The following is a 12,093-nucleotide window of genomic DNA, read 5'->3' on the forward strand; positions in this document are numbered from 1 at the left end:
GGCTACTCCTGCAACGCCGGGAGCCCCTCGAAATAGGTGAGTGCTTCCGGGTTGGCCAGGGCTTCCCGGTTGCGCACGGTCTCGCCATGGATAACCTGCCGCACAGCCAGCTCCACGATCTTGCCGCTCAGCGTGCGGGGAATGTCCGGGACCTGGACAATCCGGGCCGGCACATGCCGGGGCGTGGTGTTTTCCCGCAGGGTCGTGCGGATGCGCTCGGCAAGTGCCCCCGATAGCTCAGTATCCTCGCGCAGGCGCACGAACAGCACCACGCGCTGGTCGTCACCCCATTGCTGGCCCACGGCGATGGATTCCAGCACCTCATCCAGTTTCTCCACCTGCCGGTAGATCTCGGCGGTGCCGATGCGTACGCCACCGGGATTGAGAACGGCGTCGGCCCGGCCGTGGATGATCACGCCCTGCTGGGCCGGGGTTGTGTCGGTGGCTGGATGCTCGCGGATTTCACCGAAATCGCCATGGGCCCAGGTGTTGGCGAAGCGGCTGAAATAGGCCTTTTGGAAGCGCTCCCCGTCCGGGTCGTTCCAGAAACCGACAGGCATGGAGGGGAAGGGCGCGCGGCAGACCAGTTCGCCTTTCTCCTCCGTGACCGCTTCGCCGGATTCGTTATAGATGGCGACGTCCATGCCCAGCCCCAGGCACTGGAGTTCCCCGCGATAGACCGGCAGCGTCGGGTTGCCCAGGGCAAAGCAGGATACGATGTCGGTGCCACCAGAGATCGAGGAGAGGCAGACGTCCGGTTTTACGTCCCTGTAGATGTAATCGAAGCTCTCGTGGGCCAGGGGGCTGCCTGTTGAAAGGAGTGCTTTCAGCGGATCCAGGCCATGAGTCTCACGGGGCTTGAGCCCGTTTTTCTCGCAGGCAGCATAGTATTTGGCGCTGGCCCCGAAGATCGTAATGCCGTGTTCCTCGGCGAGGTTCCAGAGCACGTCCGTCGTGGGCGCCATGGGGGAGCCGTCGTACAGTACGGCGGTGGCGCCCAGCGCCAGGGTGCTGACCAGCCAGTTCCACATCATCCAGCCGGTGGTGGTGTAGTAGAAGACCACGTCGTCCTGGCCTACATCGGTGTGCAGCCCCAGTTCCTTGAGGTGCTGGAGCAAAGTGCCGCCAACACCGTGGATAATGCACTTGGGGGCCCCTGTGGTGCCTGAGGAATAGAGAATATAGAGGGGATCATTGAAGGCTACCGGGGTGAAGCCGGCGGCAGGCTCGCTCTGGAGCGCTTCGGCCCAGTCCATGGCGGATTCGGCCGGCTCCCAGGGGTAATCCGGCTGGTTGTTGATGCGGACCTCCAGGGCCAGCTCGGGGAGAGCGCTGGCGAGCTGTTGGACGCGTTCCCGGGTGTCGATGGGCTTGCCGTTGTACTGGTAGCCGTTGACGGCGATCAGCGCCCTGGGCTGGATCTGGCCGAAGCGTTCAAGCACGCCCTGGAAGCCGAAGTCCGGTGAGCAGGAGGACCAGACGGCGCCCAGGCGGGCGGTGGCGAGCATGCCGATGACGGCTTCGAGGCCGTTGGTGATGAAAGCGGCGACGCGGTCGCCCTTGCCGATGCCGTGTTCCTGGAGGGCGCCGGCCAGGCGCGCGCTGGCTTCGCGCAGTTCGCCGTAGGTGAGCTGGCGGCCGCGGCCATCCTCGCGCTGTTCGATCAGGGCAACGCGGTCGGGTTCGCCGCGCAGGAGGTTTTCGGCGAAGTTGAGGTAGGCGCCGCCGAACCAGGTGGCGCCGGGCATCCGGTCGCCGTTCTCGAGGACGCGGCGGGCCTGGTACTGGCCGCGGACGTCGAAGTACTGCCAGATGCTTTCCCAGAAGGCGGCGGGGTTGTCGGTGCTCCATTGGTGGAGGCTTTGCCAGGTGTCGCCCGGGTGGTGGTCCTGGGTCTGGAGCCAGTTGTGGTAGTGGGTGATTCGGGCGGTCTGGATGCGGTTGTCTGTCGGGGTCCAGATGGGGTGGTCTGTCATTTTGTTTGGATCCCTTTTGGTGTTCGGGGGTTCTGGTTTTGTCTCGAGCCTTGGGGTTTGCTGCCTGGGTCGAAGCGGGGGAACGCTTTCAGGGACCGCTACGAGTCCATCCATGGACGCTGGCGCGATGGCCGTCCTGGCCATCGAGCCTCCCTGAAAGCGTTCCCCCGCTCCGCCCCTCATGGCGCCCTGGTGGAGCAGGCGAAAGCCGGAGCCGGTTTGTTCTCAGCTTAACATTGCATGGCCTGCGCGACTTTCGAGGGGGTACGTCGGTTGAGTGTCTGGCAGATGTCGTTGCCGATCTGGCAGACGCTGTTGAGATCGACGCCGGTGGTCAGGCCCTGGCCTTCGAGGAGGTAGATGAGGTCCTCGGTGGCGAGGTTGCCGGTGGCGCCTTTGGCGTAGGGGCAGCCGCCGAGGCCGGCGACGGCGCTGTCGAAGGTCCGGATGCCGCGGTTGAGGCCCTGGAGGATGTTGGCGAGGGCCTGGCCGTAGGTGTCGTGGCAGTGCAGGGCGAGGCGCGCCGCGGGAACCAGGGGCAGTACGGCGTCGAGGACGGCGTTGATTTCCTTCGGGCGCGCGACGCCGATGGTGTCGCCGAGGGAGATGTCGTCGCATCCGAGTTCGAGGAGGCGTTCGGTGACGTCGGCGACGGCGCCAGGGGCGATGGGGCCAGCGTAGGGGCAGGCGACGACGGTGGAGATGTAGCCGCGTACCGCGAGGCCGGCGTCTTTGGCGGCCTGGATCAGGGGGGCGAAGCGCTCGAGGCTTTCGGCGACGCTGCAGTTGATGTTCTTCTGCGCGAACGCATCCGAGGCGGCGGTGAAGACGGCGATGCGGTGGACGTTGGCGGCCAGGGCGGTGTCGAGACCTTTCTGGTTGGGGACCAGGGTCTCGATGGAGAGGCCGGAACGGCGATGGATCCCGGTGATGACCTGGTCGGTGTCGGCCATCTGGGGCACCCATTTGGGCGAGACAAAACTGCCGGCTTCGATGCGGTTGAGGCCGGCATCGGCCAGGGCGTTGAACCAGCGAGCGCGGGTGGTGGCATCCACGGGGGTGGCTTCGTTCTGGAGGCCGTCGCGCAGGCCGACTTCGACGATTTCGGCGTGGTCGCTCATGGGGTCTCTCCGTCCGGTTCGAAGGCGAGCAGCGTCTGGCCGGAGCCCAGGCTGTCGCCCTCGCTGCAGTAGAGTTCCGTTACGGTGCCGTCGGCCGGGGCGGTGATGGTGTGTTCCATCTTCATGGCTTCCATCACCACCAGCGGCTGGCCCCTGGTGGCGCGGTCGCCGGCGGCGCAGTGCAGGGCGACAACGCGGCCGTGCATGGGGGCTGTGAGGTTGCCGGTATCGGCCTCGGCCAGGTCCATTTCGGGGTGGTTGACGCGCACCGTCCAGGATTCACCGCTGGCGAAGAGGGTGACGTCGGCCGGGGGACGGCTTATGGCGGTGAGGGTGACTTCCCGGCGAGCCTGCCCCGGGGATTCGATCCGCACCGTGCCCTGGTGGCCGTGGCGTTGCCAGTGCAGGGTCAGGGGTGTGTTCAGACCGCGCAACCGGGCTTTCTGCCAACCGCTGATGGATGGCTTCAGGGCGTATTCGAGGGTGTGGCGCTCGGCGTGATGGATTTCAGCACGCTGCCAGGGCTCGCCGACCAAACGCCAGCCGGTGAGGGCATCCCAGGGGTCCGTTGAGGCTGCTTCCGACTGCCGGAACCAGAGCCAGCCGAGCAGTCCCAGCGCCAGAGTGCTGTCTTCATCAACAGCCGGTGTCGCGAGATGCGTTTCATGTTCTTCCACAAAATGCGTCTGTAGATCGCTGTTGATGAACGCATCATGGCGCAGGATCCGGCACAGGTAGCCGACGTTGGTGGCGAAGCCGCCCAGGTGGTAGTGGGTCAGCGCCTCGCGAAGGCGGTTGATGGCCTCGACCCGAGTGGCGGCGTGGGCGATGACCTTGGCGAGCATGGGATCGTAGTGGTTGGAGACGGTCAGTCCCGTGGCGATGCCGGAGTCGATACGCACGCCCGCCATTCCTTCGGGCTCGGCCAGGTACTGGATACGGCCGCTGGTTGGCAGGAAGCCGTGATCCGGGTCCTCGGCGTAAACGCGCGCCTCCACGGCATGGCCATTGATCGTCAGCGCTTCCTGGGGCCAGGGCAGAGGCTCGTCCAGGGCCACCCGGATCTGCCATTCCACCAGGTCGAGGCCGGTGATCGCCTCGGTGACCGGGTGTTCCACCTGCAGGCCGGTGATCGCCTCGGTGACCGGGTGTTCCACCTGCAGGCGGGTGTTCATTTCCATGAAGTAGAAGTTGCCGTCCGGGCCCAGCAGGAATTCCACGGTGCCAGCGTTACGGTAGCCGATGGCGTGGGCGCAGCGCAGGGCGGCGTCGGCCATGGCCTCGCGGGTGGCCTCTGTGAGACCGGGGGCCGGGGCTTCCTCGAGGATCTTCTGGTGGCGGCGCTGTATGGAGCAGTCGCGGTCGAACAGGTGGCGGCCATTGCCGTGATGGTCGAACAGGACCTGGACTTCCACATGGCGGGGTTCATCCACGAAGCGTTCCAGCAGTACCTGGTCGTTACCGAAGGCGGCGCTGGCTTCGCGCTTGACGCCATCAAGGGCGTCTCGCAACTCACTGGCTTCGCGCACCACGCGCATGCCCTTGCCGCCCCCGCCGGCGCTGGCCTTGATCAGGATCGGGAAGCCGATGCGCCGGGCCTCGGACTCCAGGTGGTCCAGGCTCTGGTCGTCGCCGTGGTAGCCGGGGACCAGGGGCACGCCGGCTTCCTCCATCAGGCGCTTGGCAGCGGTCTTGTCGCCCATGGCGGCAATGGCGTCGGCGCCCGGGCCCACGAACCGGATGCCTTCGGCTTCGCAGCGACGGGCCAGCTCTGTGCTCTCGGAGAGGAAGCCATAGCCGGGGTGGATCAGGTCGGCACCGGTCTCCCGGGCGGCCTGAAGAATGCGTTCCGGGGCCAGGTAGGATTCCCGGGCGGAGGCGGGGCCGATGGGGACAGCCTGGTCGGCAGCGTGCACGAAGGGGGCGTCCGTATCCGCCTCGGAATAGACGGCCACGGTGCGCAGGCCCATGCGACGCGCCGTGCGGATGATTCGGCCGGCAATTTCGCCCCGGTTGGCGATCAGCAGGGTGTGATTATCCATGGTTCAGGTCTCCCGCCAGGAGGGCGTGTCCTTCTCCAGGAACGCCCGCAGGCCCTCCTGGCCCTCGGGACCGGTGCGAACCCGGGCGATCATGGCGGCCGTGAATTCATCCACACCGTCTTCCGCCGCCGGGTCGTCCAGTTGGCGCAGTAGGTGCTTGCACTCGCCCTGGGCCTCCGGTCCGGCCTGCATGAGCTGGCTTGCCACGGCGTCCACCCGCTTATCGAGGGCCTCCGGGTCCGCCAGCTCGTGCACCAGCCCCAGCGCCCGTGCCTGTTCCGCCTCGATCAGTTCGGCGCTCAGCATGTAACGGCGGGCCTGGCGCTGGCCGAGGGTACGCACCACATAGGGCCCGATGGTTGCCGGCACGAGGCCGAGGCGCACTTCGCTGAGGCAGAATTTCGCGTCCTCGCTGGCAATGACAATGTCGGTACAGCAGATCAGCCCCAGCGCGCCGCCGAAAGCGGCCCCCTGGACCCGGGCGATCGTGGGTTTGGGGCATTCGTCCAGGAGGCGCATGAGGCGGGCGAGCGCCAGTGCGTCCTCACGGTTCTCCTCCGCGCTCATGGCGGCGGTGGATTGCATCCATTCCAGGTCGGCGCCGGCGGAGAAGTGCTTGCCTTCGGCAGCCAACAGAACAGCGCGTACCGTGTTGTCACGGGTGGCCGCTTCAATGGCGTTGCTCAGCTCGGCAATGATCGCCGCATTGAAGGCGTTGCGCTTCTCCGGGCGGTTCAGCCGAATGCGGCGCAGTCCTGCCCGGGGCGTGTCGACGAGCACCGCATTGTCGATGTTACTCATCTGGAGCTCCTTACATCCGGAAGACGCCGTAACGGGTGTCGGCTTCGGGCGCGTTAAGGGCGGCGGACAGGGCAAGGGCAATGGCCTCGCGCGTCTTTGCCGGGTCGATGATGCCGTCGTCCCAGAGCCGGGCGCTGGCGTAGTAGGGGTGGGACTGGCGCTCGAACTGGTCGATCACGGGCTGCTTGAACGCCTGCTCGTCCTCCTCGGACCAGGTCTCGCCCTGGCGCTCGATGGCACCGCGTTTCACGTCCGCCAGCACACCGGCAGCCTGTTCGCCCCCCATGACGGCGATGCGCGCGTTGGGCCACATGAACAGGAAGCGGGGTTCGTAGGCGCGACCGCACATGCCGTAGTTGCCCGCGCCGAAGCTGCCGCCGATGATGACGGTGAACTTGGGCACGCCGGCGCAGGCCACGGCGTTGACCAGCTTGGCGCCGTGGCGGGCGATGCCGCCCTGTTCCGCCTCGCGCCCGACCATGAAGCCGGTGATGTTCTGCAGGAACACCAGCGGGATGCCGCGTTGGCAGCACAGCTCCACGAAGTGCGCGCCCTTCTGGGACGATTCCGAGAACAGGATGCCGTTGTTGGCGATGATGCCCACGGGCATGCCGGCCCAGTGCGCAAAGCCGCACACCAGGGTGGTGCCAAAGCGGGCCTTGAATTCGTCGAATTCGGAGCCGTCCACCAGCCGCGCGATGACCTCGCGCACGTCATAGGGGGTTTTCAGGTCCGTGGGCACGATGCCGTACAGGTCCTCGGCGGGGTAGAGTGGTTCCCGGGGCTCGCGCCGGGTCAGCCAGTCGCCTTTCTGCCAGTTGAGGTTGCTGATGCAGGCGCGGGCCCGTTCCAGGGCGTCCTCCTCGCCGTGGGCAAGATGGTCCGCGAGGCCGGAAGTACTGGTGTGCATGTCGGCGCCGCCGAGTTCTTCGGCGGAGACGGTTTCGCCGGTGGCGGCCTTCACCAGTGGTGGTCCCGCGAGATAGACGGTGCTCTGGCCCTCGACCATGATCGCCTCGTCCGCCATGGCGGGCACGTAGGCGCCCCCGGCGGTGCAGGGGCCCATGACCACGGCGATCTGGGGGATGCCGTTGGCGGAGAGGTTGGCCTGGCGGAAGAAGATGTGGCCGAAGTGGTCGTGGTCCGGAAAAACCTCGTCCTGCTCGGGCAGGTTGGCGCCGCCGGAATCCACCAGGTAGATGCAGGGCAGGTGGTTCTCGGCGGCAATGGTCTGGGCCCGCAGGTGTTTCTTGACGGTCAGCGGGAAGTAGGTGCCGCCTTTAACGGTGGCGTCGTTGCCGAGGATGACGCACTCAACGCCATTCACCCGCCCGATACCGCCCACGGCGCCCGCGGCCGGCACTTCGCTGTCGTACACCTCATAGGCGGCCATGGGCGCCAGCTCCAGGAAGGGGGAGCCCGGGTCGAGCAGCCGGTTGATGCGTTCGCGTACCGGCAGCTTGCCCTTGGCCCGATGGCGTTCCCGGGCCTTCTCGCCGCCGCCCTCGCTGATGGTGGCGAGTTTCTCGGTGAGATCGTCGACCAGGGCCTGCATGTGCTCACGGCGTTCCTGAAAGAGGCTGCCCTGGGTATCCACGGAGGTTTCGAGGATGGCCATGGCTTACTCCGTTTCCTTGAACAGTTCCCGGCCGATCAGCATGCGCCGGATCTCCTGGGTGCCGGCGCCGATCTCGTAGAGCTTGGCGTCGCGCAGCAGCCGGCCTGAGGCGTATTCGTTGATGTAACCGTTGCCGCCCAGGATCTGGATGGCTTCCAGCGCCATTTTCGTGGCTTTTTCGGAGCAGTAGAGGATGGCGCCGGCGGCGTCCTTGCGGCTGGTATCGCCCCGGTCACAGGCAGCGGCGACGGTGTAGAGGTAGGAGCGGCAGACGTTGAGCTCGGTGTACATGTCCGCAACCTTGGCCTGGATGAGCTGGAACTCACCGATGGCCTGTCCGAACTGTTTACGCTCGTGCACGTAGGGCAGGACCAGGTCCAGGCAGGCCTGCATGATGCCGACAGGGCCGCCGGCCAGCACCACGCGCTCGTAGTCCAGCCCGGACATCAGGACCCGCACGCCGTCGTTCTCTGCGCCGAGGATGTTCTCCTCGGGCACCCAGGCGTCCTGGAAGATCAGTTCCGAGGTGTTGGAGCCGCGCATGCCCAGCTTGTCCAGCTTGGGCCCATGGGTGAAGCCCGGCGTGTCGCGCTCGACCAGGAAGGCCGTTATGCCCCGTGCTTCCTTTTCCGGGTCGGTCTTGGCGTAGATCACGTAGACGTCCGCGTCCGGGCCGTTGGTGATCCACATCTTGCTGCCGTTGAGGCGGAACCCGTTGCCATCACGGGTGGCGCGCAGCTTCATGCTGACCACGTCCGAGCCGGCATTGGGCTCACTCATGGCCAACGCGCCCACGTGTTCGCCGGTCATCAGTTTCGGCAGGTAGGCTGCCTTCTGTTCCGCGTTGCCGTTGCGGAAGATCTGGTTGACGCAGAGGTTCGAGTGGGCGCCGTAGCTGAGGCCCACGGAGCCGGAGACGCGGCTGATCTCCTCCATTGCGATGACGTGGGCGAGATACCCCATGCCGGTGCCGCCGTCGTCTTCCGAGACCGTCATGCCGAGCAGGCCCATGTCGCCCAGCTTGGGCCAGAGATCACGGGGGAAGGCGTTCTCGCTGTCGATGGCCGCCGCACGCGGGGCAATCTCCCCCTGGGCGAACTGGCGCACCTGGTCCTGGAGCATGGCGGTGGTGTCGTCGAGATTGAAGCTGAGGCCGGGGTAGGTCATGGGGCGCTCCGGGTTCTTGTTGTTGGTTACGGGGTCATGGCATCGAGGCAGCGTTTCTCCGCCTCGTCGAGCTCCACCTGCATCAGCTGGAGTTCGCGCATCTGTTCGTTCAACTGTTCACGTCGTTCCCGAATTTTGCTCAGTAACGCATTGAGTTGCCGTTCGTTACCGGAAGACGGATCGTACATCTCGATGATGTCCCTGGATTCCGCCAGGCTGAAGCCCAGACGCTTACCACGGAGGATCAGTTTCAGCTTGACCCGATCGGCGTCGCTGTAGATCCGCTGCTGGCCCTCGCGGTGGGGGTCGAGGAGACCGGCCTCCTCATAGAAGCGGATGGTGCGGGTCGTGATGTCGAACTCCCGCGCCAGGTCGCTGATGGTGTAGGTGGTCTGGGTTACAGCCGTCATGCAGGACTCCATCATGTTTAACGTTGACGTTAACGTAAACCCGAATACGGCGCAATTGATCAATGGGGAAGGGCGGGATCAGTTACCTGTAACGTTGAGCATACGATTGCGGAGATGACGCCACTGTTCGACTTCGTCCGCGCTGCCGACACGACGGTCCGAGCGTTCGTCCCGGCTGAGCCAGAGGTCTGTGCCGTTGAAACTGTAGACGGGCCTGAGATCCTGGCGCCGGGAGGCGGGCTGGATGCGGTTCACCAGATTGTCGAGAATCATGGGCTCAGCACCCGGCTCGGGGTACCAGGCCAGCACCATGTGCGCCTGTTCCAGGTGGATGGCGTCCACATAGGTGATGCGAAGACGTTCCTCGGGAACGCCCATGGCACGCAGCGTCATGTACTTGGCATTGGCGAATTCCTCGCAGTCACCGGCATTGGTGGCCAGGAATTCAACCGGTGTGGCCCAGTAATCCGTACGCCCCCAGTGTGCTCGGTCGGTAACGAACTCGCGCTGGTTGAAGAAGTGGTTCACCGCCTGGATCTGGCGCACTTCACTGGCACCTTCGTGCTCGGCCACGAGCTGCTCCCAGGCCGTCAGCCGCGAGCGGGCCTCATCACCGAATTGCTGCTCGACGTAGGCAAGCAGATCCCGTCCAAGGTCAATGCCGTGGGCCAGGCCTGCGATCAGCAACACCATTAATACAGCCAGGCGCATGGGCGGATTACCCGGTCAGTTGCTCAGGCGTTTACGGAGTTCTTCCAGCCGGCCACGGACATCCGAACTGGAACGCTCACTGGGCGTGGAGGTATCCGTGGCCGCTTCGTCCGCCGTATCACTGCTGCTGTTGCTGGTCGATGACTGCTGGTTGCCGTTCAAGGCCAGCCTTCCACCCTGGCTTTCAGGAAAGGTAAGGGTTTCCAGGGCACCGGCACGCTCAATGACGATACGGCGCTGACGCACCTCGCGCAGGCTCGCGTTGCCGGGCAGGGCGTCCCCAACGCGGTAGACCTCGGTCTTGCCGTCAGGCCCCTCCACCAGGGCACTGTCGCGGTTTTCCGTATCGCCGGCCATCACGCCCCGCAGCATAAGCTGGAGGTTGGTTTCGGGAAGGGTTTCCGCACGTTCAACGGACCCCGTGGTTTCCTCACCCGGCGTTCCGAAAAAAGCCAGCTCTTCAAGCTTCGGCGCCTCGCCTTTGCCGCCATCAGTGCTGTCGCCCGTGCTGTTGTGCCCGGCAGCTGACTGCGGCGTCTTGGAAATACGGTCACCCACGCGTACTCCTTGCCAGCCAATCACAGCCGCAATAGTCACAGCAAGCGTCACTGCTGTGATCACGGGCATGGCATTGATGCGTTTTTCCATGGACAATCAGCCCTTTCCGGTGGCCAGGAATGATGGTTGCCTTCATTATCCCGGGATACTAACGTAACCACAAACCAACAACGCACGGTTTGCGACATGGGCGAAACCCTGAACGAAACCCGCTCCAAGGACGCTAGACTGCCCTTCAGTTTTGCCCGACGCAATGGCGTTGTGCTGACCCCGGACGATCAGGGCGAGCTGGAGCTTCTGGTGCGCCCTGGTGCCTCGGCACGGGCCATTGCCGAGGCGACGCGCCTGAGCCGTGGCCGTGCACGCATCCGGGAAATGGAGGCCGAGGCGTTTGATGAGGCACTGACCCGCGCCTACCAGAACGATTCCGAAGAAGCCATGCAGATGGTTGAGGGCATCGGCGAGGACATGGACCTGGCCAGCCTGGCGGAATCGGTTCCCGAGACCGAGGACCTGATGGAGCAGGAGGATGATGCCCCGGTCATCCGCCTGATCAACGCCATCCTGACCGAAGCCATCAAGAGCGGCGCCTCGGACATCCATATTGAAACCTACGAGAAGCGCCTGGTTGTGCGCTTTCGGGTGGACGGCGTCCTGCGGGAGGTCGTGCAGCCCAAGCGGGCGCTGGCGCCACTGCTGGTCTCGCGCATCAAGGTCATGGCGCGGCTGGACATCGCGGAGAAACGGGTTCCCCAGGACGGGCGCATCTCGCTGCGCGTGGCCGGCCGCGAAGTGGACATCCGTGTTTCCACCATGCCTTCATCCAATGGCGAGCGTGTGGTGTTGCGGCTTCTGGACAAGGAGGCGGGGCTCCTGGAGCTGGACTCCATCGGCATGGCCGATCGTGACCTCAGCCTGCTTAAGGATCTGGTCAATCGCCCCTACGGCATTCTCCTGGTTACCGGACCAACGGGCTCCGGTAAGACCACAACCCTTTATGGCGCGCTGTCCGAGATCAATGACCGGTCGCGTAATATCCTCACTGTTGAGGATCCGATCGAGTACAACCTCCCGGGCATCGGCCAGACCCAGGTGAATCCCAAGGTGGAAATGACCTTTGCCCGAGGATTGCGCGCCATCCTGCGCCAGGACCCGGATGTGGTGATGATTGGTGAGATCCGGGACCTGGAGACCGCCGAGATTGCGGTCCAGGCCAGTCTGACAGGGCACCTGGTGCTCTCCACACTGCACACCAACACTGCCACCGGTGCCATCACCCGGCTGATCGACATGGGGGTGGAGCCCTTCCTGATCTCCTCCAGTCTTGCCGGCATTGTGGCCCAGCGCCTGGTACGGGTGCTGTGCCCGGAATGCCGCAAAGCCTACACGCCGGATGCCACCGAATGCCGCTTCCTGGGCGCCGACCCAGACAACCCGCCCACCATCTATCATCACGGCGGCTGCGATGCCTGCAATCAGCTGGGGTACCGGGGCCGCATGGGCATCTACGAGGTGATCGGGATCGACGAGGGCCTGCGGACGCTGATCCACGACCGTGCCGCTGAACAGGCCCTTGAACAGGCGGCGCGCGAACGAGGCCCCAGCATCCATGCCGACGGCGTTGCCAAGATCCTGAACGGCACCACCACGGTGGAGGAAGTACTGAGGGTGACGCACCGGGGATGATCC

General features: G+C 65.2%; 10 protein-coding genes. 1 reads left to right on the forward strand and 9 read right to left on the reverse strand.

Features of this window, described 5'->3' with window-relative positions; genetic code table 11:
• Positions 1 to 2: 2 nt before the first annotated feature.
• The 9 genes from H4I92_RS15280 to H4I92_RS15320 form a co-directional block, all read right to left on the reverse strand.
• Positions 3 to 1,976: an acetoacetate--CoA ligase gene (locus H4I92_RS15280; protein ID WP_077531389.1), complete on the reverse strand. Its 1,974-nt coding sequence runs from the start codon at positions 1,974 to 1,976 to the stop codon at positions 3 to 5.
• 230 nt (positions 1,977 to 2,206) lie between these two features.
• Entirely contained in the window at positions 2,207 to 3,097 is an 891-nt protein-coding gene (locus H4I92_RS15285; protein ID WP_077531390.1) for a hydroxymethylglutaryl-CoA lyase, read from the reverse strand.
• Positions 3,094 to 5,139: an acetyl/propionyl/methylcrotonyl-CoA carboxylase subunit alpha gene (locus tag H4I92_RS15290; protein ID WP_077531391.1), complete on the reverse strand. Its 2,046-nt coding sequence runs from the start codon at positions 5,137 to 5,139 to the stop codon at positions 3,094 to 3,096. The genes H4I92_RS15285 and H4I92_RS15290 overlap by 4 nt, the downstream gene beginning before the upstream one ends.
• A gap of 3 nt (positions 5,140 to 5,142) precedes the next feature.
• Positions 5,143 to 5,940: an enoyl-CoA hydratase-related protein gene (locus tag H4I92_RS15295; RefSeq protein WP_218668234.1), complete on the reverse strand. Its 798-nt coding sequence runs from the start codon at positions 5,938 to 5,940 to the stop codon at positions 5,143 to 5,145.
• A 10-nt stretch (positions 5,941 to 5,950) separates the two neighbouring features.
• Positions 5,951 to 7,558: a carboxyl transferase domain-containing protein gene (locus tag H4I92_RS15300; RefSeq protein ID WP_077531392.1), complete on the reverse strand. Its 1,608-nt coding sequence runs from the start codon at positions 7,556 to 7,558 to the stop codon at positions 5,951 to 5,953.
• A gap of 3 nt (positions 7,559 to 7,561) precedes the next feature.
• Entirely contained in the window at positions 7,562 to 8,725 is a 1,164-nt protein-coding gene (locus H4I92_RS15305) for an isovaleryl-CoA dehydrogenase (RefSeq protein ID WP_077531393.1), read from the reverse strand.
• A 26-nt stretch (positions 8,726 to 8,751) separates the two neighbouring features.
• A complete protein-coding gene (locus H4I92_RS15310; protein WP_077531394.1) occupies positions 8,752 to 9,135 on the reverse strand; it encodes a MerR family transcriptional regulator in 384 nt (127 codons plus the stop codon).
• A 78-nt stretch (positions 9,136 to 9,213) separates the two neighbouring features.
• A complete protein-coding gene (locus tag H4I92_RS15315; protein WP_077531395.1) occupies positions 9,214 to 9,846 on the reverse strand; it encodes a transglutaminase-like cysteine peptidase in 633 nt (210 codons plus the stop codon).
• A gap of 15 nt (positions 9,847 to 9,861) precedes the next feature.
• Positions 9,862 to 10,494 carry a type II secretion system protein N gene (locus tag H4I92_RS15320; protein ID WP_077531396.1) on the reverse strand — a complete coding sequence of 211 codons (633 nt, stop codon included), beginning with the start codon at positions 10,492 to 10,494 and terminating at the stop codon, positions 9,862 to 9,864.
• Positions 10,495 to 10,590: 96 nt separating this feature from the next.
• On the opposite strand from H4I92_RS15320, the gene gspE reads away from it, so the two are divergent.
• Positions 10,591 to 12,090, forward strand: a complete 1,500-nt coding sequence (gene gspE / locus H4I92_RS15325) for a type II secretion system ATPase GspE (protein WP_077531397.1) — start codon at positions 10,591 to 10,593, stop codon at positions 12,088 to 12,090.
• The last annotated feature ends 3 nt before the right edge of the window (positions 12,091 to 12,093 follow it).

It is taken from the genome of Vreelandella halophila (assembly GCF_019903425.1).
Lineage (GTDB): Bacteria > Pseudomonadota > Gammaproteobacteria > Pseudomonadales > Oleiphilaceae > Halospina > Halospina halophila.